The sequence below is a fragment of the Loktanella sp. DJP18 genome, assembly GCF_049310965.1.
Lineage (GTDB): Bacteria > Pseudomonadota > Alphaproteobacteria > Rhodobacterales > Rhodobacteraceae > Loktanella.
Map to the genome: position 1 here is coordinate 1 of NZ_JBMERN010000056.1, position 25,329 is coordinate 25,329.

At 63.7% G+C, this 25,329-nt stretch carries 22 protein-coding genes and 1 pseudogene; 5 read left to right on the top strand and 18 right to left on the bottom strand.

Going from position 1 to position 25,329, the window contains the following annotated elements; all coding sequences use genetic code 11:
* Window positions 1–404: 404 nt before the first annotated feature.
* The 6 genes from ACOI1H_RS15260 to ACOI1H_RS15285 all read right to left on the bottom strand — a co-directional run bounded on the left by ACOI1H_RS15260 (window position 405) and on the right by ACOI1H_RS15285 (window position 5,854).
* Window positions 405–539, bottom strand: a complete 135-nt coding sequence (locus ACOI1H_RS15260; RefSeq protein WP_422438696.1) for a hypothetical protein — start codon at window positions 537–539, stop codon at window positions 405–407.
* A gap of 371 nt (window positions 540–910) precedes the next feature.
* Window positions 911–2,344: a dihydropyrimidinase gene (hydA, locus tag ACOI1H_RS15265; RefSeq protein ID WP_422438697.1), complete on the bottom strand. Its 1,434-nt coding sequence runs from the start codon at window positions 2,342–2,344 to the stop codon at window positions 911–913.
* Window positions 2,341–3,591 carry a cysteine desulfurase-like protein gene (locus ACOI1H_RS15270; RefSeq protein WP_422438698.1) on the bottom strand — a complete coding sequence of 417 codons (1,251 nt, stop codon included), beginning with the start codon at window positions 3,589–3,591 and terminating at the stop codon, window positions 2,341–2,343. The genes hydA and ACOI1H_RS15270 overlap by 4 nt, the downstream gene beginning before the upstream one ends.
* 14 nt (window positions 3,592–3,605) lie before the next feature.
* Window positions 3,606–4,340 (bottom strand): amino acid ABC transporter ATP-binding protein, encoded by a 735-nt coding sequence (locus ACOI1H_RS15275; protein ID WP_422438699.1) that lies wholly within the window; start codon window positions 4,338–4,340, stop codon window positions 3,606–3,608.
* Window positions 4,337–5,011 carry an amino acid ABC transporter permease gene (locus ACOI1H_RS15280; protein WP_422438700.1) on the bottom strand — a complete coding sequence of 225 codons (675 nt, stop codon included), beginning with the start codon at window positions 5,009–5,011 and terminating at the stop codon, window positions 4,337–4,339. The genes ACOI1H_RS15275 and ACOI1H_RS15280 overlap by 4 nt, the downstream gene beginning before the upstream one ends.
* Before the next feature lie 54 nt (window positions 5,012–5,065).
* Window positions 5,066–5,854, bottom strand: a complete 789-nt coding sequence (locus ACOI1H_RS15285) for a transporter substrate-binding domain-containing protein (protein ID WP_422438701.1) — start codon at window positions 5,852–5,854, stop codon at window positions 5,066–5,068.
* A gap of 171 nt (window positions 5,855–6,025) precedes the next feature.
* On the opposite strand from ACOI1H_RS15285, the gene ACOI1H_RS15290 reads away from it, so the two are divergent.
* On the top strand, window positions 6,026–6,718 hold the full coding sequence (locus ACOI1H_RS15290; RefSeq protein ID WP_422438702.1) for a FadR/GntR family transcriptional regulator: 693 nt from the start codon (window positions 6,026–6,028) through the stop codon (window positions 6,716–6,718).
* On the opposite strand, the gene ACOI1H_RS15295 is transcribed toward ACOI1H_RS15290, so the two are convergent.
* The 7 genes from ACOI1H_RS15295 to ACOI1H_RS15325 form a co-directional block, all read right to left on the bottom strand.
* Window positions 6,715–7,593 (bottom strand): polysaccharide deacetylase family protein, encoded by an 879-nt coding sequence (locus tag ACOI1H_RS15295; RefSeq protein WP_422438703.1) that lies wholly within the window; start codon window positions 7,591–7,593, stop codon window positions 6,715–6,717. The genes ACOI1H_RS15290 and ACOI1H_RS15295 overlap by 4 nt on opposite strands.
* Complete coding sequence (locus ACOI1H_RS15300) at window positions 7,590–8,006, bottom strand: nuclear transport factor 2 family protein (RefSeq protein WP_422438704.1); 417 nt, start codon at window positions 8,004–8,006, stop codon at window positions 7,590–7,592. Before ACOI1H_RS15300 ends, ACOI1H_RS15295 begins: the two co-directional genes overlap by 4 nt.
* Entirely contained in the window at window positions 8,003–8,632 is a 630-nt protein-coding gene (locus tag ACOI1H_RS15305; RefSeq protein ID WP_422438705.1) for an aspartate/glutamate racemase family protein, read from the bottom strand. Before ACOI1H_RS15305 ends, ACOI1H_RS15300 begins: the two co-directional genes overlap by 4 nt.
* A complete protein-coding gene (locus tag ACOI1H_RS15310) occupies window positions 8,629–9,468 on the bottom strand; it encodes an ABC transporter permease (RefSeq protein ID WP_422438706.1) in 840 nt (279 codons plus the stop codon). The genes ACOI1H_RS15305 and ACOI1H_RS15310 overlap by 4 nt, the downstream gene beginning before the upstream one ends.
* A 1-nt stretch (window position 9,469) precedes the next feature.
* Window positions 9,470–10,324 (bottom strand): ABC transporter permease, encoded by an 855-nt coding sequence (locus ACOI1H_RS15315; RefSeq protein ID WP_422438707.1) that lies wholly within the window; start codon window positions 10,322–10,324, stop codon window positions 9,470–9,472.
* Between the two features lie 63 nt (window positions 10,325–10,387).
* On the bottom strand, window positions 10,388–11,665 hold the full coding sequence (locus ACOI1H_RS15320) for an ABC transporter substrate-binding protein (RefSeq protein ID WP_422438708.1): 1,278 nt from the start codon (window positions 11,663–11,665) through the stop codon (window positions 10,388–10,390).
* Between the two features lie 33 nt (window positions 11,666–11,698).
* Window positions 11,699–12,685: an ABC transporter ATP-binding protein gene (locus ACOI1H_RS15325; protein WP_422438709.1), complete on the bottom strand. Its 987-nt coding sequence runs from the start codon at window positions 12,683–12,685 to the stop codon at window positions 11,699–11,701.
* A gap of 238 nt (window positions 12,686–12,923) precedes the next feature.
* Here ACOI1H_RS15325 and ACOI1H_RS15330 point away from each other — a divergent pair, with 238 nt between their 5' ends.
* The gene (locus ACOI1H_RS15330) at window positions 12,924–13,634 is read left to right on the top strand and encodes a GntR family transcriptional regulator (RefSeq protein ID WP_422438710.1); all 711 of its coding nucleotides are present in this window, start codon (window positions 12,924–12,926) and stop codon (window positions 13,632–13,634) included.
* 124 nt (window positions 13,635–13,758) lie between these two features.
* Here ACOI1H_RS15330 and ACOI1H_RS15335 read toward each other — a convergent pair whose 3' ends face one another.
* The 5 genes from ACOI1H_RS15335 to dctP form a co-directional block, all read right to left on the bottom strand.
* Complete coding sequence (locus ACOI1H_RS15335) at window positions 13,759–15,297, bottom strand: malonate--CoA ligase (RefSeq protein WP_422438711.1); 1,539 nt, start codon at window positions 15,295–15,297, stop codon at window positions 13,759–13,761.
* 12 nt (window positions 15,298–15,309) lie between these two features.
* Entirely contained in the window at window positions 15,310–16,578 is a 1,269-nt protein-coding gene (locus tag ACOI1H_RS15340; RefSeq protein WP_422438712.1) for a malonyl-CoA decarboxylase, read from the bottom strand.
* On the bottom strand, window positions 16,578–17,897 hold the full coding sequence (locus tag ACOI1H_RS15345) for a TRAP transporter large permease (RefSeq protein ID WP_422438713.1): 1,320 nt from the start codon (window positions 17,895–17,897) through the stop codon (window positions 16,578–16,580). The genes ACOI1H_RS15340 and ACOI1H_RS15345 overlap by 1 nt, the downstream gene beginning before the upstream one ends.
* The gene (locus tag ACOI1H_RS15350) at window positions 17,897–18,409 is read right to left on the bottom strand and encodes a TRAP transporter small permease (RefSeq protein ID WP_422438717.1); all 513 of its coding nucleotides are present in this window, start codon (window positions 18,407–18,409) and stop codon (window positions 17,897–17,899) included. The genes ACOI1H_RS15345 and ACOI1H_RS15350 overlap by 1 nt, the downstream gene beginning before the upstream one ends.
* Before the next feature lie 116 nt (window positions 18,410–18,525).
* Window positions 18,526–19,515 (bottom strand): TRAP transporter substrate-binding protein DctP, encoded by a 990-nt coding sequence (dctP, locus tag ACOI1H_RS15355; protein ID WP_422438714.1) that lies wholly within the window; start codon window positions 19,513–19,515, stop codon window positions 18,526–18,528.
* 134 nt (window positions 19,516–19,649) lie between these two features.
* Here dctP and ACOI1H_RS15360 point away from each other — a divergent pair, with 134 nt between their 5' ends.
* The 3 genes and pseudogenes from ACOI1H_RS15360 to ACOI1H_RS15370 form a co-directional block, all read left to right on the top strand.
* Window positions 19,650–20,348 (top strand): GntR family transcriptional regulator, encoded by a 699-nt coding sequence (locus tag ACOI1H_RS15360; RefSeq protein WP_422438715.1) that lies wholly within the window; start codon window positions 19,650–19,652, stop codon window positions 20,346–20,348.
* A 28-nt stretch (window positions 20,349–20,376) separates the two neighbouring features.
* Window positions 20,377–21,387, top strand: coding sequence for a c-type cytochrome domain-containing protein (locus ACOI1H_RS15365; RefSeq protein WP_422438716.1), 1,011 nt, complete (start codon window positions 20,377–20,379; stop codon window positions 21,385–21,387).
* Window positions 21,388–21,654: 267 nt separating this feature from the next.
* Window positions 21,655–25,329, top strand: a pseudogene (locus ACOI1H_RS15370) (hypothetical protein); the annotation flags it as partial.

Genomic DNA, 25,329 nt, shown 5'->3' on the forward strand with positions numbered 1-25,329 from the left:
TGCAACCTCGGCCCAGCTGTTTATCGCCACGATCGATCTCGATCCGGCGGGCATGATGGATCAGCCTTAAAACGTGGCGTCCAAGGCCGTAGACGGTGGCTTTGCCTTGTCTCGCTGCAGGGACCGCGGCTTGCGGTGACGAACCTCTCGTTGAGATGTCAGACCGTCGGCATGGCGCGTGCAGACGGCTTCACTTGCTAACGCAAGTTTTCCAGACGTTAATCAAGCGGACGGGCGGCGAGGTTCGCAGGCCGCGGACGGATTGGTGCGCCTTGGGGTCGGTGTCCAGTCAGTGAACGTGGGGCGCAGGTCACAGTGCCAATCCAGGCACGACGCAGCGCAGGACGACGTCCGCAAGGGCAGGCCCCACGGAATGGCATGACGCCTTCCAGCACCGCTGTCGGCTACTTCTTTTTCTTTTCGTTGATGTTCAACGGGGTCTTGCCCTTGTTGAAATCGGCGGTGGCCAAAACCTTCACGGCTTCCTTCTTGGGTTTCTTGGCTTCCTTGCTGCCGCGCTGCTTGTCGCCTTTTGACATGGTGGTGCTCCTCGCTTCGGATCTCGCTCGATCATCCCGATCGGCTTGGGTCGCCCTCGGACGTCCCGGCGGGTGGGGCGCGGGTCATGCCCTCCCCGAGCGGAGGGCCGTGCAATGACATCATCCTATCCGTGTTGCAAACGCCAGCACTGGTTTCCGGTCACTCCAATTCGTGACAACGGCGGACATGCAATACCGACTGCCTTTGCGGCGCTACGCCTGCCGGGTTCTGCACGACATGGCGGGCACCACTGTCGTCGGGACACCTGTGATCTTGTCGGTGTGGGACAGCCCACAGCATGGGGGCCTTTAGAAGAGCCCGTGCAGCGGCCTGCAGATTTGCCAATGCGGCCGCTTGACCTGGCCGGCTGTCACACCATTTCGGCTGCGATGGCCTGGCTGATGCCCCGCGTCTGATATTGACCGACGCCACGCGGTCCCGTCACGACGCCGTCGCGCACGATGGTCTGGCCCCGCAGGATCGTGCGGACCGGCCAGCCGGTGATCTGCATACCCTCGTAGGGCGTGTAGTCGGACCCGTGATGAAGGTCGGCCTGCGTGATCGTGGCCACCTTCCTTGCGTCCCACAGCGTGATGTCCGCATCCGCGCCGATCACCAATGCGCCCTTCTGCGGGTAGAGGCCGTAGAGCTTGGCGGGGTTGGTCGATGTCAGCGCGACGAAGCGTTCCAGGGTTATGCGGCCCTTTGTGACGCCCTCGGAAAACAGGATCGGCAGGCGGGTCTCGACGCCGGGGATGCCGTTCGGGACCCACTTGAAGGAGGTGCGCGCGCGCGGATTGTCTTTCCCGGTGCCCCCCGACCCTTCGTAGAAGAAGGGGCAGTGGTCGGACGAGAAGATTTCGAATGTGCCGTCGCGCAGACCCTCCCAGATGGCGGCCTGACTGTCGGCGTCGCGCGGCGGCGGCGAGCAGACGTATTTCGCGCCTTCGAAGTCCATGTTCAGACCCTTCAGGTCGTCGCGGGTCAAGGCGATGTATTGCGGGCAGGTCTCGGCGTGGACCCGCATGCCACGCTTCTGGGCCCACTGGATCTGCTCCATCGGATCGCGGCCAGACACATGGACGATCACGATGGGCACATCGGTCAGTTGCGCATGGCTGATGGCGCGGTGGGTCGCCTCGCGCTCGGCGACCTGATGGTGTGCCTCGGCATGGTAATAGGGCGCGGTCTTGCCTTCGGATTCCAGCCGGGCGGTCATGTACTTGATCGCGTCGTGGCCTTCGGCGTGGACCATGACAAGCGCCTTTTCGCGGCGCGCCACGTCGAAGACGGCCAGCAGTTCGGCGTCGTTCAGCACCAGATCGTCGTAGGTCATGAAGACCTTGAACGACGTGTAGCCGTCGCGGACCAGTGCGGGCAGTTCCTGTCCCAGCACCTGCGGGGTGGGGTCGGAAATCACCAGATGGAAGGACACGTCGGTGTAGCACTGGCCGTCGGCCTTTGCGTGATAGGCGGTGACGCAGTCGCGCAGGGACGATCCCTTGACCTGCATGGCAAACGGCAGGACCGTCGTGTTGCCGCCCGCCGCCGCAGACCGGGTACCGGATTCAAAGTCATCGGCCATGACGGTGCCGTCAGAGGTCGGTTGCGCCAGATGCACGTGGGCGTCGATGCCGCCGGGCAGCACGAAAAGACCAGTCGCGTCGATCTCTTCTGCCGCGCCGTCGATGCGGGATGCGATGTCGGTGATCCGTCCGTCGCGCACGCCGATGTCGGCGCGAAAGCGGTCGGATGCGGTGACGATGGTGCCGCCCCGGATCGCCAGATCGTGCGGCTTGCTCATGATGCCAGCGCCTGTTGCGACACCACCTCTGCCAGTGCTGCGGTCAGTTTGTCGACCTGCGCCAGGCTGTTGTAGTGGACCATCGACACCCGCAGCACGCCGCTGTCGTGGGATTCGTGCAGGTCTTCGACCAGACGGCGCGAATGGAAGTCGCCGAAACGGATCGCGATGCCGTGGACGTCCATCGCGCGGGCGATCGCGCCCGAGTCGTGACCGTCGAAACGGAAAGCGATGGTCGGGACGCGCGTCCCGGGGGTAAAGCCGCGCCCGACGACGTGGCAGTAGTTGCGCCCGCCAAGCCATGACAAAAGGCGGTCGGCCAGCAGGTTCTCCTGCGCGGTGATCCCTTCGAAGGCGGCCTCCAGCCTGTCCCGCGTGCTGCCGGTGGCACCCTGACGCGCGCCGAGTTCGGCCAGATATTCAACCACCGCCGTCGTGCTGTAGGCCAGTTCGTAGTTCGGGTTGCCCGGCTCGAGCTTGCCGGGGATTTTGTCCTTGCCGTAGAACGAGTGATACTGGCCGTCCAACTCTCCCAGCAGATCGTACTTGCCATACATGATCGCCATGTGCGGGCCGTAGCATTTATAGAGGCTGAAGATGTAGTAATCCGCATCCAGCGCTGCGACGTCGATCGCCCGGTGCGGGGCGTAGGCCACCGCATCGACGCACAGCCGCGCGCCGCGGGCGTGGACGAAATCGGCAAACTCTCGAATGGGATTGATCCAGCCGAGGATGTTCGAGGCGTGATGGACGCACACCAGCCTGGTCCGATCGGTCATCAGCGGCGCGAGGTCGTCCAGCCGCATCGTCAGGCTGTCAGGGTCAAGTGGCCAGTTCTTGATGACGATCCCGAACTCCTCCAGCTCTTTCCACGGGCCGATGTTGGATTCGTGGTCGGCGTGGCTGACGATGATCTCGTCGCCGGGTTTGAATTGTCGCCGCATCGATGCAGCCAGCGTCCGCATCAATTGCGTGGTCGAAGGGCCGAAGACGATCTCTTCGGGCCGTGCCGCGTTGACCAGCGTCTGCGCGGCCTTGCGGCCCAGCATCAGCCCTTCGGCGGCGGCCTGCGACACCGCATAGCTTCCGCCGATCTGGACGTTCCGGTGAATCAGGAATTCGCTGATCCTGTCCACCACGCCGCCGACGATCTGGCTGCCGCCGGCGTTGTCGAAGAACACCCAGGGTGCCTTGAGGCCGGGGAACTGGCTTTGCACGAAATCCATATCAAGCGCGTCTTTGATCATCGTCTGTCCTGTCATCAATGGTTCAGCACTGCGCCCAGAAAATTGCGCGTGCGGGGTTCCTTGGGGTTTTCCAGCAGGTCTGCGGGGGTGCCGGTCTCGATCACCTCTCCGCCGTCCATGAAGATCACGCGGTCGGCGACCTGACGGGCAAAGCCCATCTCGTGCGTGACGACGATCATCGTGACGCCGGTGCCGGCCAGCGCCTTCATCACGTCCAGCACCTCTCCGACCATCTCGGGGTCCAGCGCAGAGGTCGGCTCGTCGAACAGCAACACCTGCGGTTCCATCGCCAGCGCGCGGGCGATGGCGACACGCTGCTGCTGGCCACCCGACAGGTGTTGGGGATACTTGTCGGCCTGTTCCGCGATGCCGACGCGGGCCAGCAGGCGGTCGGCCAGCTTTGCCGCTTCGGCGCGGGAAGTGCCGCGGACCCGGCGGGGGGCGAGCATGACGTTGTCGCGGACGCAGAGGTGGGGAAACAGGTTGAAGCCTTGAAAGACCATGCCGACCTCTGCCCGGACCTTTGCCAGGGCACGCCCTTTCACGACGGGGATGCCGTCGACGCGGATTTCGCTGGCCGGGTCGAAGTCCTCCAGCCGGTTGATGCAGCGGATCAGGGTCGACTTGCCGGACCCGGACGGGCCGATGATGCAGACGACTTCGCCTTTCGCGATGTCGAGGTCGATGCCGCGCAACGCCTCGAACGTGCCATAGTACTTGCGCAGGTTGCGGATAGAGACATAGCTCACGCCCGGCGTCCCCCGTTGTAGCGGCGTTCGAGGTAGGACACGAACAGCACCAGCGGCCACAGGAACGCGATGTAGATCAGCGCGGCCCCGATCAGTGGCGACGGGTTGGCCGTCAACGCCTGCGCCTGCGTTGCCTGCTTCAGCAGGTCGGGCATCGCCACGACCGAGGCGAGCGCCGTGTCCTTGATCACGTTGATGGCGTTGTTGGTCAGCGGCGGGATCACGATCCGCACCGCCTGCGGCAGGATCACGTCCACCATGGTCTGCCGCTGGTTCAGGCCAAGGGCGGCAGAGGCCTCGAATTGCCCGTGCGGGATCGCCTCGATGCCGGCGCGAAAGATCTCGGCGGTGTAGGCGCCGGATACCAGCGTCAGCGCGGCCATGGCAGAGGCGAACGAGGTCAGCCGGACGCCGACGAAGGGCAGGGCGTAATAGACGACGATCAGCAGCACGAGCAGCGGGATCGACCGGAAGATATCGATGTAGAGCCGCATCAGGATGCGCACCGGCTTGACCGCGTATAGCCCGAGCAGCGCCACGATCAGCCCGAGGATCAGTCCCGCGACAATGCTGGCGGCCCCCAGTTGCAGGGTCAGCCACAGCCCGTCCAGCAGCATCGGCAGGCTGCGGCGCAGCACGGCCACGTTCAGAAAAGTGTCGAAAACGTCCATCGTATTCTTTCAGAAGGGGTGGCACGGCCCCGGATGGGACCGTGCCCGTCGCGATCAGTTCAGGGTCGGCATGTCCATGACGGTCACGGTCGAGGTCGTATCCTCGGGGACGGCACCGAACCACTTCTCGTGCAGGCCGGCGATGGTGCCGTCCTCCTTCAGCGTGGTCAGCACGTCGTTGACCTCGGTCGCCAGCGGCGCGTCCTTGGCGAACATCATGGAGTATTTCTCGCCGGTCTCGATGCGCTGGACGACCTTCAGTTCGGGTTTGTCCTTGACGTAGTATTGCAGCGCCGGAATGTCGGAAATGTACCCGTCGATCCGGCCAGCGGCGAGGTCCAGCATCGCCGGTGCAAGACCCTCGTAGCGGTTGATCGTGGCAAACCCGTATTCCGCCTGATGCTCTGTCGCCCACATGTCGCCGGTCGATCCGGTGTCGACGCCCACGACCTTGTCCTTCATCTCGTCCAGCGAGGCCGGGCCACCTTCCGCCACGGTCAGCGACTGGTCGCTGTCGTAGTAGGGCTGGGCGAAGGTGACGGATTCCAGACGTTCCTGCGTGATGGTGATCGACGACATGGCGATGTCGACACGACCGGACTGCACGGCCGAGAACAGCCCTTGGAACGGGATGTTCACGATTTCGACGCCGCGGCCAAGCTTCTCGGCGACGGCATTCACCAGATCGACCTCGAACCCGACGTTGGCCCCTGTGTCGTCCTGAAATTCCCACGGCACGTTGCCGATGTTCGCGCCGACCTGAAGGTCCTGTGCGACGGCCACGCCGCCAAATGCAGACGCCATCAAGGCCATCGTCGCAATCTTGCTGATCTTTCCAAACATGATGTGGTTTTCCCTGTCGTTTCTGAGATTATTGCTTCATTATTGGTCTGACCGGTCAGACCGGTCTGACTAATTACAAACACGCGGCCGCAGTTGTAGCAAGACTTGGCGTTGGGAAACCTGCCTTGGGACGCTATACGATGAAAAATGCGCCACTCCGAAAGACACGGGATGAACCACAGAAGCGGCAAGAGCGTCACTCAGACCGTCGCGGCCACCTTGCAGGACATGATCCGGTCGGGGATCCTGAAGCCCGACGAAAAGATCCCCTCTCAACGCATCCTGTCGGAGCAGTTGCAAGTGTCCCGGGCGTCCCTGCGTGAGGCGTTGCTGACGCTGGAAACGCTCGGCCTTGTGCGCACCTACCCGGCGCGCGGCACCTTCGTCACCGGCAGGCAGGATGCGGGCGGCCCGCAACCCTGGCGCTATGACGGTCAGGTCCGGATCGGCGACGTCTTTCAGACCCGCGCATTGGTGGAAGCGGAACTTTGCCGCCTTGCGGCCCCCCATGTCACGGCCGCGATCGCCGATCAGCTGGAACAGGCCACAGCCACGTTCGAGACGGCTTGGACGGCGGGCGACCTCGTGACCCACGTCGACGCCGATCTGTGGTTTCATGGCCTGATCGTGGAAACCTGTCCGAACCCGATGCTGCGCGATTTCTACCGATCCGTTCGGGACCTGATGACCGAAAGCCAGCGCGTCCCGATCCCCAATACCGCCATCGCGCGGATGCAGGCATCGATCAGCGAACACCGCGCGATTCTGGACGCCCTGCGCAGAAAGGACGGTTCCGCGGCGGCCAAGGCCATGCAGACCCATATCCGCAACACCGCGGCCTGCGCGGGTGTGTCACTGGCCTAGTCCGGGTTGCGGTCCGCGTAGGCCTGCGCGATCTCTCCGGCGCGGGCGATCCAGACGGCGTAACGGTGTGCGGCGATATGGGTCAGCGCGCGGCGCAACTGGCGCAGGCGAAAAGGCTGGCCAACGATGTAGGGATGCAGGGCGATGCCGTAGACCAGCGATTGCCCGGCACTCTGGTCCAGCAGCTCGTCGAAATTGTCGATGATCATGTCGGCAAATTCCGCGGCACCGGTCTTGCGACCCACGATGGCCGGGATGTCGTTGATCTCTTGCCCGTAGGGCAGGGCCAGCAAAGGGCCTGACCGGGTGCGCAGCCAGACGGGCTGGTCGTCCATGCACCAGTTCATCGTATAGGTGTAGCCGGCCTCGACCAGCAGGTCCGGCGTGACGTCGGTTTCCGCGATCCAAGGCGACAGCCAGCCGCGCGGTCTCGTCCCCGCACCCGCGGCGATCACGTCAGAGCAGTCCGCGATCATCGCGGCTTCCTCGGCCTCGGTCATGCCGCTCTGGCTTTCGGAGTTGGTGCGACCGTGGCCCGCGATTTCGTCGCCGCGATCCTGATGGGCCGTCATCAGGTCGGGGGCGTAGGCATACATCGCGCTGTTGGGCAGCACCGTGGCGGGCAGGTCCAGCGCATCCAGCAGCGCGATCAGCCGCCATGCGCCGACCCGGTTGCCATAGTCGCGCCAGGCGTAGTTCAGCACGTCGGGTTGCGGTTCGGCATGGCCGATCTGCGCGCCCCTGCCTTCGCCAAAGGCAAAGTGTTCGAGATTCACACCAAGATAGATGGCCAGCCGCTTGCCACCCGGCCAGTCAAAATCCGGTCGATGGGTGATGGCACGGTAGTCGTAGCGTCCGTGGGTCGGCAGGGTCACAGTGGCGCCTCTGCCAGCCCGGCGCGTTCGAGCAGTATTTCCGCGCTGTCGTTCCAGACCTGCGTGGCGACGATCAGCCCATCCCGCACCGTGAAGATGTCGATATAGCGATTGCCGTCGAAGGCGGTGCCGTCCGGCCACGCGCCATGCAGATGGCCGGTGTTGTAGACATGCACATCGCCGGTGTCGGGGTCCAGCGCCGCATCGGTGCGGATGAACCGCTTCTTGACCCAGGCGTATCGCTGTGCGTTGAAGGCCGTCGTCTGCGCCGGCGCGGTAAAGGCGCGGCCACCGGTGAAGGTAATGGTCAGCCCGTCGGCGACATAGACCGAAGCGCCTTCGGGATCGGGGATCATGGAGCGTTCGAGGTAGGATTCCACCACCTGAATCGCGTGGGTCACGGGGTCATTCACAGGTCTTTCGTCCTCTCCAGTGCGGCCCGCAGGCCGTCGATCAGCGGGACCGGGAAACCCGCCGCGGCCTCTGCCACATGTACCATTCCGGCACAGCCCAGAACGATGGCGTCGATATCATCTTCTGCTACCGCAGCGCGGGCCTGCTCCAGCACGCGGGGAATGGCGGTCTTGGGGTCGGTTTCAAGGTCCAGCACCGGCACGCCGCTGGCGCGGATGCGCACGCAGCGGGCCGACAGGCCTAGGGCCGCGATATTGGTCGCCAGAACCGGGATCGACACGTCCATGGTCGTCACGACGCTGAACCGGCCCAGTTGTGCCGCCTTGAGGTAGGCAGCTTCTCCAATCCCCAGCACGGGGCAATCGACCAGCGCACGGGCCGCCGCCAGACCGGTGTCGTCGAAGCAGCCGATGATGATGGTCGTGGCACCGGCGTCGGCAGCCTGTCGCACGAGGCGCAGCATCGGCGGGATGCAGGCGGCACCGTCCGCCGGCCCCTGAATGGCGGGTGGGCCGTCGTGGGATGTCCAGCCTTCGATCCGCGCGTCCGGCCGTTTCTGCCGTGCCGTGGCAAGCAGCGTGTCGGTCATCGCGACGGTGCTGTTGGGATTGATGATGACGATCACATCAGGCCTTTGCCGGCATCCGATGCCGCCCGCGCCCTGCGGCGGTTGCCCATCAGCGCGACGGTCAAGAACACGCCGATGATGGCCAGCGAGAAGCCCGTCGTCAGCGTCCCCAGCGCATAAAGCACCGGTGAGGTCACGTTGGTCGTCATCCCGTAAATTTCCAGCGGCAGCGTGTTGTAGCTGCCCGCCGTCAGCAGGGTCCGCGCGAATTCGTCATAGGACAGGGTGAACCCGAACAAGGCGACGCCGATCAGCGAAGGCGCGATGATCGGCAATACGACATGCCGCAGGGTCTGCCATGGCGACGCGCCCAGATCGCGGGCCGCTTCCTCAAAGCTTTTGTCGAAACGGTTGAAGACGGCGAACATGATCAGCAGGCCGAAGGGCAGCGTCCAGGTGAGTTGCGCGCCAAAGCCGGACGTTGCCCAGTGGACGGTCAGGTCGGCCTGACTGAACATCAGGCCCACGCCGAGCGAGATCAGGATCGACGGGATCACCAGCGCCGTGATGATCAGATAGAACAGCACGCCTGACCCATAGAACCGCTTGCGGAAGGCCAGCCCGCCCATGACCGAGACGACGACCGTCGTGACCATGACCATCAGGCCCAGCACGATCGACCGGCTGAAACTGCCCCAGATGTCACCGACCGCTTGCTGTTCGAACAGATCGCGGAACCAGTAGGTCGACACGCCGCGCATCGGGAATGTCAGGCCGCCGCCTTCGCCCTGGAACGACAGGATGCCGATGGTGATGGTGGGGCCGTAAAGAAACAGCATGAACAACGCGAAGAACGCGGTCAGGACGTAGAAAGACCGGGGGCGTGGTTCCATGTCAAAGCTCCTTTCGGATATCGACGAAGCGCAACAGGATGCCGATGGTGATCAGCACGGTGGCCAGCAGCACGATCGCGGTGGCGGATGCGCTGGGGTATTGCAGCAGGGCGATGTCGTTCGAAATCAGGCGGCCGACGTTGGCGGACTGCGACCCGCTCATGAAGCGCACGGTGATGAAATCGCCCATGACCAGCGTGACGACAAAGATCGTGCCGATCATGATACCGGGCTTGGTCAGTGGCAGGATCACGTTCCACAGGATCTGCGGGCCGGAGGCACCTGCGTCGCGCGCCGCCTCGATCAGCGATTTGTCGATCCGCATCATGGTGTTGAAGATCGGCACTACCATGAACAGCGTGTAGAGGTGGACGAAGGCCAGGATCACGGCAAAGTCGCTGAACAGCAGCCATTCGAGTGGCGCATCGATCGCCCCCCACGACAGCAGCGCGGAATTGGCGATGCCGTTGCGCCCCAGAAACGGAATCCACGAGATCATGCGGATGATGTTGCTGGTCCAGAACGGGATCGTGCACAGCAGGAACAAGGCAATCTGCCAGGTCTGGGTGCGGATGTGAAAGGCCAGGTAATAGGCCACGGTAAACCCGATCAGGAACGTCAGCGCCCATGTGATCGCGGCGAATTTGAACGTGTTCAGGAAGACGAGGTATGTGACGGGCGACCCGAACAGGAAGTCGTAATTCTCCCATGAAAATGCCGGAACGATGCTGAATTCCGTCGCGGTCCAGAAGCTGACAACCGCGATCAGGATGATCGGAAGAACCAGAAACAGTGCCAGCACGATGGCCAGCGGAGAGACCATCAGCCAGCCGGTCAGGTTGGGTCTTGCTTGCATCTTCGACACTTTCAAAAGGGTGCGGCGCGCGTGTGGGAGGTCACGCGCACCGCCTTGGGTCCATCAAGCGGCGATGAACTCGTTCCATTTGCGGACCATGTACTGGTTTTCGTCCATGACGGAATTCCAGCAGGCTACCGACCCCATGCGGTCTTCGAACGACCCGCCGTCGCGTGTCTCTCCTGCCTGGGCCAGAGGCGCACCCTGAGGCGACGTGATGACGTCCGTGGCAGCCTTGCCTTCGAACCAGTAGCACCATTCATTTTCGGACATGAATGCCTTGGAGGTTTCGGGCACGGCGGAATAGTAGCCTTGCCGCATCAGGAAACCGCCGGCCCAGCCGGACAGATACCAGTTGATGTAGTCATAGGCTGCATCCAGCTCCATCCCCGACAGGGCCGCGGAAATACCCAGCCCGCCGCCCCACGACCGATAGCCTTCTTCCAACGGCTGATAGACGCAGGGAATGCCCTGAGACTTGACCGCCGTGATGGCGGGCGACCACATCGACTGGATCACGACCTCTCCGGAGGACATCAGGTTCACGCTTTCGTCGAAGGACTTCCAGAAGGCGCGGAACTGGCCGTTCTTCTTGGCCTCGGTGAAGATGCCGATCGTCATGTCGATCTCTTCGGGGGTCATGTTGCCCTTGTCGGGGTAGGTATATTCGCCCATAGATTCCACGACCATCGCCATGTCCATGATCCCGATGGACGAAATGTCGAGGATCGACGCCTTGCCCTTGAATTCCGGGTTCAGCAGTTCCGACCATTTGGTGATGGGGCGCCCGATCAGGTCGGGGCGGATGCCCAGGGTGTCGGCGTTGTAGATCGTGGGGATCAGGGTCATCCAGCCGGACTCTTCCTGCACGAACTCGGTCCCGTTCTGGCCCGTGGTAAAGCCAACCGAATGCGGCGCTGTACCCTGTGCGATGACGCTGTCCGGTGTCAGCTTGCCGGACTTGAAGATGCCGACGATCTTGTCGTAGTTCGCCAGCTTGGACGTATCCATCGCCTGAAGGTTGCCTGCCGCCCAGACCTTCTTGCAGATGAAATACTCGATGTCCGCGATGTCAAAGCTGTTGGGCTGGGTCGCGGCGCGCTGGGTCACGCTGTCGGTGTCCAATGCGGTCATCTCAAGCGTGAAGCCGAGGTCTTCCTTCACCTTCTGCGCCACCTCGTTGAGGTTCGACACGCCGGTTCCGAACTGGCGCAGGGTGATGTCCTTGATGTTCTGCGCCCAGATCATCGGGGCACCCAGCGTGGACCCTGCCGCGAAGGCCGCGGTGGCGGTTGCACCTTTCAGGACGCTGCGACGGGATAACTTTGTCGTCTCTGTCATGTCTCTCTCTCCTTGTTGGGAATGCGGCGTTTTCTACGCCGTCAGGGGGTGAAGATTCCTGGCGTTCCAGGTCAGGCCGATGCGGTCACCGGGGTGGTGCGGGGCGTCGTAGAAGGCGGCGTCGGGCACGAGGGCCGTCACTTCCTGGTCGCCTGCCACGCGGGCCAAGACGCTGACGTGGGTGCCCTGGTATTCGATGGCCGTGACCTGTGCATCCATCTGGCCAGCGTCCGGGGCCACGACCTGCACCGCGTCGGACCGGATCGCAAACTGGCCACCCGGCAGCGCAATGACGTTGTGACCGCCCATGAACTGCGCCACGAAACGGGTGCGGGGCGCATTGAAGACCTCCCGCGCGGGACCGGCCTGTTCGATGACGGCGTTGTTCATCACGACGACCTCGTCCGCCAGCGCCAGCGCTTCGTCCTGCCCGTGGGTGACGTGAACGAAACTGATGCCCAGTTCCTTTTGAAGATTGCGCAGCTCTGTCCGCATCCGGACCCGCAGGAAGGGGTCCAGCGCCGACAACGGCTCGTCCAGCAATAGCACCTGAGGCCGCGTGATCAGTGCGCGGGCCAAGGCCACACGCTGCTGTTGCCCGCCCGAAAGCTGCGCCGGCAGCCGGTCCGCCAGTGCGGACAGATCCACCATCTCCAGCATCTCGCTCGCCTTGGCGCGGCGGTCCCTGGCATCGACGCCCTTCATCTTGAGGCTGAACGCCACGTTGTCGGCGACGCTGAGATGCGGGAAAAGCGCATAGCTCTGAAACATCATCGCCGTCCCCCGCTTGGCCGGCGGCAGGTTGGATATGTCGCGATGGGCCAGCAGGATCGACCCGTCGCTGACCGTTTCATGCCCGGCGATCATCCGCAGGGTCGAGGATTTTCCGCAACCGGACGGCCCCAGCAGACAGGTATAGCTGGCGGGTCGGAAATGGTGACTGACCGCATTCACGGCGACGGTGTCCCCATAGCGTTTGGTCACGTTGACCAGTTCCAGATCCTGAACGACAGGTGTCATGCGGCCCCCTTGGCTGTCGTCGTCAGCAAAGGGGGCCGTGCTGTGCTGCCGCAATGAAATGCTGACCCAACGAGAGCCGCAGACATGGCAACGCCTCAATTTTCGGCGATACTGAGGGGTTTCGCCTACAATTTGCGTCGTTTATTGTATACAATGTAGATTAGTCATGAACGCACATCTGAACGCTTTCTGCATGCAGAGGGTTGTGGCGACGCGCAGGATTCGGCAAGAATCAGTCATGAAACCCGACACCCCGTCCGTCCCTCTGTCTGACAGGTCCGCAACTGCCGCCAGCATCGCGCAAGAGCTTTCGGCCGCGATCCTGTCGCATCGCGTGTCACCCGGTCAGAAATTGGGCGAGGACGAATTGGGCGACGTCTTTGGCGTGTCGCGGACAATCGTGCGCAGCGCATTGCAGACGCTGGCCCACCAGAAACTCGTGGACATCCAGCGCAATCGGGGCGCCTTCGTTGCCAGTCCGACACCGCGCGAGGCGGATGAGGTTTTCGAGGCGCGCAGGCTCATTGAACCGCACGTCACGGAATCCGCGGCGCGACATGCCACACCGCAGGACATCGCGCGGCTGAAACAGCATGTCATGGACGAGCATGATGCCGTGGCCTCTGGCCGACGCGGGGATGCCTTGGCCATGTCGGGCCTCTTCCACGTTGAGATTGCGCGGATTGCCGATCAGGCGACGATCGCCGACATGGTCCGGTCCCTTGTGGAACGCTCCAGCCTGATCATCGCGCTGTATTGGCGCAAGCAAAGCAGCCTTTGCGAGACGGATGCCCATCACGATCTGCTGGACGCCATCGCCGCCGGCGACGGCACGCTGTCACGCGACCTGATGGAACGGCACCTGGACGATTTGCACGACGGTCTCGACCTGCGGATGCCGGACCAGTTGACGGTCAGTCTGAAAGACGCGCTGCGTCCCGGCGATTGAAGCGGGTGATAGGTTGTCATGAATCCGGGCTTTCAACGGCCTGACGCTGACTCAGCAGGTCATGCGCCAGCGGCACGACGGCACCCCGCGCCGACAATTGCCGGCCAAGTCGATCCGTTCGGTATCAGCTGTCGCGTGGACCGGACATCGGTGCTGCGTAGGTGTCGCGCAACTGGTTCTTCTGGACCTTGCCCATCGTGTTGCGCGGCAGTTCTGACACGATATGCACGATGCGCGGGTGCTTGTAGCGCGCCAGTTGCGGGGCAATGGCGGCGCTGATCTGGTCCGGCGTGACGGTCGCGCCCTTGTCGAGCACGACCGCCACGGCGACGCTTTCGCCGAAATCCGGGTCGGGCAAGCCGAAGGCAGAGCTTTCCGACACGCCATCCATGTCGTCGATCAATGCCTCGATCTCTTTCGGGTAGATGTTGTAGCCGCCCGAAATGATCAGATCCTTGGATCGCCCGACGATGGAGACATAGCCGTCGTCGTCGATCTGGCCGATGTCCCCGGTGATGAACCATCCGTCGGGGCGCATGTCGGCCGCCGTCTTTTCGGGCATCTGCCAGTAGCCCTTGAACAGGTTCGGACCGCGCACCTCGATTCCGCCAGGTTCGCCCGGTGGCACGGCCTGGCCATCGGCGTCCGCCAGCCGCAGGTCCACGCCCGGCAATGGCAGTCCCACGGTCCCGGGCTTGCGCAGACCGTCATAGGGGTTCGAGGTATTCATGCAGGTTTCCGTCATGCCATAGCGTTCCAGCACGGTATGCCCGGTGCGGTCGCGCCATTTCAGGTGGGTGTCGAGCAGCATGGGCGCAGAGCCCGACACGAAGAGCCGCATGCCCGCACAGGCGTCTGCCGTCAGACCGGGCTGATCCAGCAGGCGGGTGTAGAAGGTCGGGACACCCATCAGCGTCGTCGCCCAGGGGAAATCGGCAAGGATCGCTGCGGCGTCGAAAGCGCGGTGCAGGATGATCGCGCCACCTGCCATCAGCGTGACGTTGATCGCGACGAACAGGCCGTGGGTGTGGAACACCGGCAGCGCGTGGATCAGCACGTCATCGGCAGTGAACTGCCACAGATCGCGCAGCACTGCGGCGTTCGATGCCAGATTGCCATGCGTCAGCATCGCCCCCTTGCTGCGCCCCGTCGTGCCGGAGGTGTAGAGGAAGGCGGCAAGGTCATCCGCGCCCCGTGCGACCGCATGCAGCAGCGGTGAGGCGTCGCGGGCGGCATCGGTCAGGGTGCCCAGACCGTCCGCATCCAGTGTCAGGACATGGGTGACGCCGGCCCGTTCGGCCACGGGGGTCAGCGCATCCAGCTTGCTCGGATCGCAGACAAAGATGCGCGGGCCGGCGTCGGTCAGGAAATACGACACCTCGGCCGCGGGGTAGCCGGTGTTCAGCGGCAGGTGGATCGTGCCCGCCATGATGGTGCCAAGATAGCAGGCCAGTCCGCTGATCGACTTTTCGATCTGCACCGCGACCCGGTCGCCGGGGACGACGCCCAAGGCTGTCAGCGCACCCGCCATCGCCGCGGCCTGCGCCCACAGTTCGCCATAGGTCGTGGTCGCGCCACTGGTTGCGTCAGTCGCGAAGATCGCATCCTCCCGCCCCACAGAAGCCGTGCGCAGCGCATGGGCGAGGTGGTTGTCGCTGGTCATGGGGTATTGTCCTTATCGTGTCTTCAGCAGGCGGCGCACGGGCGGTGCCGCAATGATCTCGCCTTGCGTGGAATAGGCTTCGTGGTTCCGCTCGATGGTATCCAGATCGTAGAGATAATTCACCATGACGCCCCAGGACGCGGCCTGCCCGTTGGGGCTGGCATCGGCGTCGCGGTTGATCCGTTCCAGCCGCGCGCCGTTGCCAAGGTGAAATCGGGCGACGGGGTCGGTGGCCCCCCCGCGCGGATGGCGGGTTGCCAGCATGTAATGCGCCGCGAGGTCCGACAAGGACACGGGGTGTGCTCCGTCCTCGGCGGCTGCAACCGTGTCGGCCAAAGGCCTAGGCAATTCGTCCACATGCGTCAGCGCCCAGTTGCGCAGACCCGGCACGGGCGACAGCGTGACGAAAGTGGTCAGGTTCGGCCACTCGCGGCCCAGTTCCTCGACCACCTGCTTGATCAGGAAATTGCCGAAGGAGATGCCGCGCAGCCCGGTCTGGCAGTTCGAGATGGAGTAGAACACCGCCGTCCTTGCCGTCGCCGGGGCCATCGTCGGGCGGTCGGCCGCGAGGATTGCGCCAATGGCACCGGGGATGTCGGCAGTCAGCGCGACCTCGACGAAGATCAGGGGATCGTCGCCCAGTGCGGGATGAAAGAAGGCATAGAGCCTGCGGTCGGGGGCGGCGACGCGCCGGCGCAGGTCGTCCCAGCCGCTGATTTCATGCACCGCTTCATACTGGATGATCTTTTCCAGCACATTCGCGGGGGTGTGCCAGTCGATCCTTTGCAGTTCCAGAAAGCCACGGTTGAACCACGACGTGAACAGATGCCTGAAATCCGCGTCGAGGGCGCGCAGACCGGGGTCTTCGCCCATCAGGTGAAGCAGGTCGTCGCGCATCGCCACCAGCCGCCGCGTGCCGCCGGGCGCGCGGTTCAGGCGGCGGATCAATTCTTGCGAGCGGGGTTCGGAGGCCGTGTGCAGATCGCGCAGTGCAGTTTCGTCACCGTCCTGCCATTGCTTCAGCACGGTCTCGGTCCGGCCACGGTCGACGCCGAAACGGTCGCGCAGCATGGTGAAGAAGTCCTGCTTGGCCGCCCAGTCCATGCCGCCGTAGCGGTCGAAGATCGCGCGGGCCAGGGCCAGTCCGGTCGCTTCTCCCTTGCCGGTCAGCAGGGTATCGCACATCTGAGCGACGTTGCGTGGCGCACCGGCACCCATCAGACTGCGGCCACGGTCGGCCACACGGCCCACCAGATCGTTGAAGACGGTCGTCGCGCGCATCACGCCTCTGGCCCCATCAGGACGTCGGGCAGCCAGGTCACGATGGACGGGAAGGCCGACAGGATGACGATCGCCAGCACCATGCACAGCACGAAGGGCATCGATCCGATCAGGATCTTCTTCAGGCTGATATCTGGTGCGATGCCGTTGATCACATAGAGGTTCAGCCCGACGGGCGGGGTGATCAGCCCGATCTCCATGTTGATCGTGACGATGACGGCGAACCAGTAAGGGTCAAAGCCTGCCGCGGTGATGATCGGCAGCAGGATCGGCGCGCTCATCAGGATGACGGCGACGGGCGGTAGAAAGAAACCCGCGACCAGCAGAAAGACGTTGATGATCCCCATCAGGACCCAGCGATTCACGTCGAGGTCCGCGATCCAGGCCGCAATGGACTGCGTGACGAACAGCGACGAGAGCATGAAGCTGAACACGCCCGCCGCCCCGATGATGAACAGGATCATCACCGATTCCCGCGTGCTGTCGCGCAGCACGGCCCACAGGGCTGCGGGTTGCACCATGCGATAGACGACGACGGCCACGATGATGCACAAAAGCGCACCGACGGCGGCGGTTTCCGATGGCGTGGCGATGCCGCCGTATAGCGCGTAAAGCACGCCCGCGATGATGACGATGAACGGGATCACGCGGGGCAGTATCTCGAACTTTTCCTTCCAGGTATAGGTGATCCCGGACAGGGCCACGCCTGCCGCACCGCGCCGCCAGGTGTCGAAGATCGCCCAGGCGATGAACAGCGACACCAGCAGCAGACCCGGCAGGACTCCGGCCAGGAACAGGCGGCCGATGCTGGTTTCCGTAGCGATGCCGTAGACGATCATCGTGACGGACGGCGGAATCAGGATGCCCAGTGTGCCACCTGCTGCGATGGACCCTGCGGCGACCTCGTCCGGGTAACCGCGCTTGCGCATTTCCGGAATGCCCATCTTGCCGATGGCCGCGCATGTGGCGGGGCTGGACCCCGACATCGCGGCAAAGAGCGCGCAGGCCCCGAGGTTCGACACCAGCAGCCCGCCCGGCACGCGGGTCAGCCAGCGTTCAAGGGCCTCGTAAAGGTCGGGCCCCGCGCGGGTCGATGAAATCGCCGACCCCATGATGATGAACATCGGGATCGACAGCAGGGCAAAGGAATTGAGGTCGCCGTAGAACAATTCCGGCAGGGCCTGCAGGCTGCGGTGGCCGTCGAAGACGAACAGGAAACCGGTCGCGACCATCAGCAGGCCAACGGCCACGGGGATGCCGGAAAACAGGATCACGACGGTGAAAAGTGCGACGAGGCCGCCGAGGGCAAGCGGGTCCATCAGTAATCCTCGTTCATTTCAGGGCCGATGGCAGGCAGGCCCTTGGCGTCCATCGGAAAGGCGGTGACCGACAGCCAGAGGTCGGCCAGCAGTTGCAGAAGGAACAGAAAGAACCCGACCGGAATGGCCAGATACGGAATCCACAGGGGTGCGGCCAGAACCGTTTCGGATTTCCAGCCTCGCTGCCATGCAAAGTGCCACATGTCGTAGCCATACCAGAGCATGATCGCGATCATGACGGCAGTGATGACCAGCGTCGCAATGGCAAGGCCACGCCGCATCGCTTGCGGCAGAAGGGTCGGCAACAGGTCGACGCCGACATGGCCGCGCAGTTTCTGCACGTAGGGGAGCCCGATCAACGTGGCGGCGATCATCAGGTAGATGACGACTTCGGTTTGCCAGATGGTCGATTTGTTCAAGACCGCGCGGACAAAGATCATCTGGCAGGTGATCAGCACCGCCGCCAGCATCATCAGCGCGGCGACAACGCCGCACAGGCCCGACAGGCCCATGATCAGGCGAATCGCAAACGGCAGGGAACGGGTGCGGACGGCACCGGGGTCATGTGTCACGAAGATCTACCTTGCTGGACGAGGGGGCGGCGATTGCGCGCCGCCCGTCGTGGACATCACTCGACGGCGAGCGCCATGTCGAGAAGCGCCTGACCGCCATCCGGCATCTCTTCCACGAAGGCCGGGTAGGACGTGGTCTTGGCCAGCTCCAACCAGGCGTTGAAGTCTTCCTCGGTCATCTGGGCGATCTCGACCCCGGCCCCGGAAAAGGCATCGGTCGCGATCTGGTCACCCATCTTGGCCTGCTCCAGATAGAAGGCTTCGGCCTTTTTGCCGGCCTCGGTCAGGGCGGTCTGCTGTTCTGGCGTCAGCCCGTCGAAGGTCGTCTTGTTCATGATCAGCGGCTGATACATGAACCACAGTGCATAGTCGCCGGCAGGCGTGTAGCAGGTCAGCTGTTCATACAGACGGTAGCTGACGAAGCTTTCGGAGGACGTGTTGGTCGCATCCAGCACACCGGTCTGCAACGCGGGATAGATTTCCGACGAGGCCATCGAAGAGATCGAGGCCCCGGCTCCGGCCAGCATTTCCTCGAACGACTTGCCGGCGGCGCGGATGCTGACGCCCTGAACGTCCTCGGGCTTGGTGATGCAGCCCTCATTCGACCCGAATCCACCGGCAAGGTAGCCGTGGACCAGTGTCATGACATCGTCGCCGGCCAGAATGTTTTCGATTTCGGCCATGAAGGGCGAGGCGGAAAGGCGGGCGGCGTGGTCGTGATTCTTCACCAGACCCGGCATCAGGGTCAGGTTGTAGGCCGGCTGCTGGCCGCCCGCGTAGGACAGCGGCAGGACGGTCATGTCCAGCTGACCGCGCGACAGCGGCGTGTACTGTTCGCGGGCCTTGAACAGCGTCTGGTTCGGAAAGATCTGGATTTCGAGGTCGACCCCGGCGGCGGCAACATCGTCAGCCACCATCTGCGCGACCTGATGGCGGACATCGCCCTCGGCCCATTGGTGGCTGAGCTTCAGAGTCTCGGCGAACGCGACAGAGCCGAGAGCCGTGGTCGCAAGCGCCGCTACGGCACCCAAAGTTCCAAGTTTCATTGGTATTCCTCCCCAATCGAATGACGGTTTTGCCGGGGTCTCCTCCAAGATAGGCCCGGCACCTGCGCACAAGGTTAACCAGATTTCGGGGTCACGCAAGAATTATTGTATACAAGAGGCAATGTCTGGTATTCATGGTTTACGATGACCTGAAAGGCTGCGACGTGGTTAGTACCGAACCTCCCAACCTGCGCGATGCGATCGAAGACCGCATTCTGACCGGCGTCCTGCGTCCCGGCACACGGTTGGACGAGGCTTCGCTGGCGCAGGAATTCGGCGTGTCCCGGACACCAATCCGGCAGGCGCTGTTCCAGTTGGCCGCCACCGGCCTTGTCGAACAGTTCCCCAGACGCGGCGCATTCGTCATCGATACCGGACCCGTCCGTTTGCGCGAGATGTTCGAGGTCATGGCCGAACTCGAAGCGCTCTGCGCCCGAAACGCCGCCCGCCGTGCGTCGCAGGCCGACCTTCAGCATCTTGCGACCTGTCATGAGGCGTGCCGCGTCGCAGCGGAATCAGGCGACAGCGACACCTATTATTATGCGAACGAGGCCTTTCACGAGGCCATCCGCGTGATCGGTGGCAATGATTTTCTGCATCTCGAGATCGGTCGCCTGCAAAAGCGTTTGCAGGCGTTCCGGCGGTTGCAACTGCGCGCAAGGGCACGCGTCGGCGCGTCTCTTGCGGAACACGGCGCCATTCTGAACGCGATACAGGCCGGATCGCCGGGCGATGCGGCCGAAGCCATGCGAAGCCATGTGACGATCCAGAATGACCAGTTCACCGATCTGATCGCGACCCTTCAGCGCGAAAAGGCCCACAGCGCAGCGTGACTCGGCATCCGCCACCGGCAGTCGCGACATGTCGGGTGCTGCAGGTGCGCTCACGCCGACCTGTTTGTTGAACGCCGATATCGTGCTACGACGAAGCATGGAATGGGAGCGCGTTGTGGCCATCGTGAACTGCAAACCTGACCGCGTTGCCACTGTGTTCGCCGCGATGGTGGCGTTGGTGCCGGGCTGTGCGGACGCGCAGGACTGGGCGTCTGTCGAGGCTCTTTTTCAGGACCGTTGCGTCGCTTGCCATTCAGGTGAATTCGCGCCCTTGGGACTCCGGCTGGACAGCCATGCCGGTGTGACGACCGGCTCTGAAAACGGGTCGGTGGTCGAGGCGGCCGCGGTCGAGCAAAGCGCTCTCGTGCAGCGGATCACGGGACAGGCGGAACCTCGGATGCCGCTGGATGGGCCGCCGTTCCTGGACGAGCGACAGATCGACACCATACGAGCATGGATCGACGCGGGCGCGCCCGGGCCGGGCGCAGGGGCACCAGAGGTCGTGGCCGCGGCACCGCTCGACCCCTACGCCGACGATCGCGTGACCTATGACGAGGTCAGGGCCATCTTCGGACGGCACTGCATCGCCTGCCATTCGGACAATGGGCGGCTTGACGCGCCGCCCGAAGGCCTTCGGCTTGACCGATACGACGCGATCCTCGCCGGGGGTGACCGCCTGGTCCTGATTCCCGGGAACGCGCAGGCTTCCGAGATCATCCGGCGGGTCGAGGGGCTTGCCAGTCCAAGGATGCCGTTCGACGGACCGCCCTGGCTGGCCGTTGAAGAGGTAACCCTGTTGCGGGACTGGATCACGGGCGGCGCGCTGTCGGAGGATGGTATCGCGGCACCGATCCCGGTGGGCGGAGAGATCAGGATGCGTGGCATCCTGACCGGCGCGACTGAAATCGACGGTGCCGGGTTCGAGATCACGCCTTCGACGCGCATCGATGACGCGCCACGGCCCGGGGAGGCCGCCGAGGTGCGCGGGCGTATCGACGCCACAGGCCGCATCGTCGCCGAGCGCTTGCGGGACAGGTAGCTGATCCGGGTGCGCGAGGCGTGTTGGCCTGACGCGGCACCGATCAACTGGTCGGAACGGCAGGCCGCGAACGCGGTCCATCCGGATGGTGCGCAATAATTATATTGCGACGAAGCGCAACCTGAAGTAATGTTGTTGTCAGACGCCTTTATCGGCCGGACATCTTCCGGCAGGGTTTTTCGTCAGTTCATATTTTTCCAGATCTGTATTCGGCGCGCGATGTTTCAGTCGCGCGGAACTTCTTTATCCAAGTTCAGAGGCCAGAATATGTCCGCACCTGCATTTCATCGACTGCCATTTCTCACGCTGGTCTGGGCTCTTTGCGCACTTTGTTTCATGCTGCCACTTCAAGCACGCGCGCAGATGGAGTGTCTGCCGGTCCATGACCAGTTGAACGAAGCCGAGGTTGCGGCGGGGCAGGGTGACAAGCGGTTCGGTCGAACGGTCTGCGCCGATGTCGTCGCGATGGACCAGATGCTGGTCTACAATCGGTTCGGGTCGTTCAACCCCTTCGGCATGATGTATGCGCTGCGCCGCGACGTCGTGCCGCTTGGCGAGATGCCGGAGGCCATCACCGCTGACGCCTGTGACACCTTGCTGGGGACCGAAAGCTCTGGCGCTGCCTTGTCGGCGGGCGACGTGCGCCTGAAGGATTGCAAGCGCCCGCGTCCGATGGTGCTGCGCGCCAATGTCGGTGATGTGCTTCACGTCAGGATGACCAACCTGCTTGCACCGGAACAGCCTGATTTCTCCTCCGGCTTCTGCGGGGCGGGCAAGGACATCGTGCCGGGCGTCCGGGGCGACGCATTTCCACGCATCCGCACGTGGATGTCCGAAGGTGATCAGGCGGCCCTCGATCATGGCGAGGCGACCTGCGCCGAAAGTGCCTCGGGCGATCCGGACGGCGACAACAACTGGCCCAAGGAACGCGGCATGAATTTTGCTATCCAGGGTCTGACGGCCTTTGCGATCGCGGACGGCAAGGTCGTGGAGGCACCGCGCCATTGCAAGGGGCTGGCCGCCATCGCGCCCGATCAGACCGAGGACTGCTATTACATGATCGAGAGAGAAGGGCCGTTCTTCCTCGCCTCGACCGCGGCACCGTCCGGGGGCGAGGGTGACGGCGGTTCGATCACGCACGGCCTGTTCGGGGCAGTCCTGGCCCAGAACACCGGCGCGCAGGCCTACCGCAGCCAGACGTCGCACGGCGCGTTCAATGCGGTCTGGACGCAGATGAATAACCCGCGTCACGCGCTGGACACAATCGGCAGCCTGAGCGACTACCAGACGGTCGATGCGCAGGGCATCCCGATCCTGAATGTCTGGCGCACGGCGGACAACGACACGGTCGAGGTCGTCCACGCCGATCTGAACGCCATCATCCATCAGCCCGCGACGGGCGACACGCCGTCCCACAGTTTTCGCGAGTTCAGCGTCTTTTTCCATGACGAGCTGAAGACCTTCGTGAACCGCAACTTCGAGGAGCTGGGCGATTTCGCGACAGGCCAGTTGGCCGGGGTGCGCGACGGATTCGCGATCAACTACGGCGCGGGCGGCATGGGGGCGATGTTGCTGGCCAATCGCAAGGGGATCGGTCCAGCGGCGAACTGCGCCGAATGTCTGTACGAGGAATTCTTTCTGACGTCCTGGGCCAACGGCGATCCCGCCTTGCTGGAGCAATACGGCGACGACCCGTCGAATGTGCATCATTCATACCTGAACGACGCCGTCGTCTTCCGCAATTTCCACGCGGGTCCAAAGGAAACGCATGTCTTTCACCTGCACGCGCATCAATGGTTCGCGGGCAACGATGAAGGGCGGGGATCATATCTGGACAGCCAGACGGTCGGGCCGCAACAAGGCTTTTCCTACAACATCTATGACGGCGGGCTGGAGGTGTATCACCCCTCTGGCACACCGGGTCTGCCGGGCTGGTATGAAACGCTGGGGTCGGGCAATCGCAACCGCACGCCGGGCGATTCCATCTTTCATTGCCACCTCTATCCGCATTTCGCACAGGGCATGTGGGAACTGTGGCGCGTCCACGACGTGCTGGAGGACGGGACGCGCAAGCTGCCAGACGGACAGTGGGAGCCTGACTTTTCCCTTGCCGAGATGGACCTTGAGACGCGCGCCAAGAAGCGGCCGGGTTCCGTCGATCCGGCGACGGGCCGCTGGATCGACCGCATCGATCAGGCGGATCGCGATCAGCTTGGCACGCCGGTGCCAGCGATCATCCCGCTGCCCGATCAGCCCTGGCCGCTGTTGCCGTCCTACGAAGGCAGTGACCTGATCCTGACCGACGCGGGCGAGGTCACGGAGCCTGACGGCAGCGCCGTCGTGGCCGCGGCTGCACCGATCACGACCTTTCCCGGTTACCCGTTCTACATCGGCGGCCAGCCCGGCCACCGTCCGCCGCAGGCCCCGATGGACATCGCAAGAGAGCTTGCCGGCAACACGGTCACCGACGCCTACCTTGACGGTGGGCTGCCGCGGCACGTGCTGACCGACAACACGACGCGAAAGTTTCCGTTCACGGTGCCGACGCTCGATGACCTGACGAACGTGACGTCGCTGGCGGATGCGCTTGCCAACCCCGACCAGCCCGCCCGCGAGGCGGCACAGGCGCAGGTCGTCGCAAAGGCGCTTGCGATGGGTGACATGACGATGAAGTTCGTGACGGCAGAGCTTGATCTGCTGCCCTACGATGGTGCGCCGATCGAACGGACCGGCATGGCGTTTCACGAAAACGGCGTCGTCGACGGCACCGCGATGACCCTGTTCGACGCCTTGGGCGACCCCACGGGTCTGTCGGGTGACGGTCGCACCTACCGGTCGGTCTCGGCGGCTGGCAGTGGCGTGTTCGGTGTCAACGGTGCCCCTGCAAAACCGGGCGCGCCATTTGCCGATCCCTGCGGCGGCTTCAACGATCGGGCGACGCAAGGCGACGGCACGCCGGGCCCGTTCATAGAGGCCGATCCCTTCCTTGATGGCCTTGCAAACAACGTCTTCACGCCCGACCCGGCCGTCGATGGCTATCGCCGCTACGAAGGTTCTGCCGTGCAGCTTGACCTCGTGACGAACCGGGCCGGGTGGCACGACCCGCAGGCGCGGATCAACGTGCTGACGGCGAACTCGGACGGCTACAAGGCGGGGCCGGACGGCCGCGCGCCGACGGGCGGCAAGTATTCCCCAAAGGTGTCGGCCAGCGAAGAACCCTTCTTTTTTCGCGCCCTGTCGGGCGAATGCATCGAATTCCGCCATACAAACGAATTGCCCAAGGATCTGGACCTTGACGATTTCCAGATCCGGACGCCGACCGACACCATCGGACAGCATATCCATCTGGTGAAATTCGACGTGACTTCTTCTGACGGGTCGGGGAATGGCTGGAACTACGAGGATGGCACCTTTGCCGCGGACGAGATCGCGGCGCGCATCTGTGCGGCCAAGAATGTCCAGTCAGCCGACGTCGTCACAGGCGTCCGCGCGGCGGGCGAGTTGAAGATGCGCGAGGTGCCGGGGCTGTGCGAGATGAAGGCGCAGGAGGACGGCAGCGACATCTGGGTCGTCGCCGAAGACTTCAAGGACATATGGCGGCGCACCCTTTCGGACAATCGCGATCTGTTCCAGACCACGACGCAGCGGTGGTTCGCGGACCCGATCCTGTCATCGACGCGGGCGGATGGCGCAACCAACGGCACCGACTTCGATCGCACGCTGCGGACGGTGTTCAGTCACGACCACTTCGGCCCGTCCTCGATCCAGCAGCACGGATTCTACACCGCCCTGGTGATCGAGCCTGCAGAGGCCGAGATCTGCAACACGTCCAAGACCGTCTGCACGCCGCAGCGTACCACGCGCGATCTGATCGTGGCGACCGACATCGACGTTGGCGCGCGCAAGATCATCCGCGACAACATGCCGTTGGACCCCGCGACG

Excerpts from the sequence above, each read along its gene's own strand:
- ACOI1H_RS15260 (WP_422438696.1), bottom strand. The coding sequence starts at position 539 with ATGTCAAAAGGCGACAAGCAGCGCGGCAGCAAGGAAGCCAAGAAACCC.
- hydA (WP_422438697.1), bottom strand. The coding sequence starts at position 2,344 with ATGAGCAAGCCGCACGATCTGGCGATCCGGGGCGGCACCATCGTCACC.
- ACOI1H_RS15270 (WP_422438698.1), bottom strand. The coding sequence starts at position 3,591 with ATGATCAAAGACGCGCTTGATATGGATTTCGTGCAAAGCCAGTTCCCC.
- ACOI1H_RS15280 (WP_422438700.1), bottom strand. The coding sequence starts at position 5,011 with ATGGACGTTTTCGACACTTTTCTGAACGTGGCCGTGCTGCGCCGCAGC.
- ACOI1H_RS15285 (WP_422438701.1), bottom strand. The coding sequence starts at position 5,854 with ATGTTTGGAAAGATCAGCAAGATTGCGACGATGGCCTTGATGGCGTCT.
- ACOI1H_RS15290 (WP_422438702.1), top strand. The coding sequence starts at position 6,026 with ATGAACCACAGAAGCGGCAAGAGCGTCACTCAGACCGTCGCGGCCACC.
- ACOI1H_RS15310 (WP_422438706.1), bottom strand. The coding sequence starts at position 9,468 with ATGGAACCACGCCCCCGGTCTTTCTACGTCCTGACCGCGTTCTTCGCG.
- ACOI1H_RS15315 (WP_422438707.1), bottom strand. The coding sequence starts at position 10,324 with ATGCAAGCAAGACCCAACCTGACCGGCTGGCTGATGGTCTCTCCGCTG.
- ACOI1H_RS15320 (WP_422438708.1), bottom strand. The coding sequence starts at position 11,665 with ATGACAGAGACGACAAAGTTATCCCGTCGCAGCGTCCTGAAAGGTGCA.
- ACOI1H_RS15325 (WP_422438709.1), bottom strand. The coding sequence starts at position 12,685 with ATGACACCTGTCGTTCAGGATCTGGAACTGGTCAACGTGACCAAACGC.
- ACOI1H_RS15330 (WP_422438710.1), top strand. The coding sequence starts at position 12,924 with ATGAAACCCGACACCCCGTCCGTCCCTCTGTCTGACAGGTCCGCAACT.
- ACOI1H_RS15335 (WP_422438711.1), bottom strand. The coding sequence starts at position 15,297 with ATGACCAGCGACAACCACCTCGCCCATGCGCTGCGCACGGCTTCTGTG.
- ACOI1H_RS15340 (WP_422438712.1), bottom strand. The coding sequence starts at position 16,578 with ATGCGCGCGACGACCGTCTTCAACGATCTGGTGGGCCGTGTGGCCGAC.
- ACOI1H_RS15345 (WP_422438713.1), bottom strand. The coding sequence starts at position 17,897 with ATGGACCCGCTTGCCCTCGGCGGCCTCGTCGCACTTTTCACCGTCGTG.
- ACOI1H_RS15350 (WP_422438717.1), bottom strand. The coding sequence starts at position 18,409 with ATGGGCCTGTCGGGCCTGTGCGGCGTTGTCGCCGCGCTGATGATGCTG.
- dctP (WP_422438714.1), bottom strand. The coding sequence starts at position 19,515 with ATGAAACTTGGAACTTTGGGTGCCGTAGCGGCGCTTGCGACCACGGCT.
- ACOI1H_RS15360 (WP_422438715.1), top strand. The coding sequence starts at position 19,650 with ATGGTTTACGATGACCTGAAAGGCTGCGACGTGGTTAGTACCGAACCT.
- ACOI1H_RS15365 (WP_422438716.1), top strand. The coding sequence starts at position 20,377 with ATGTCGGGTGCTGCAGGTGCGCTCACGCCGACCTGTTTGTTGAACGCC.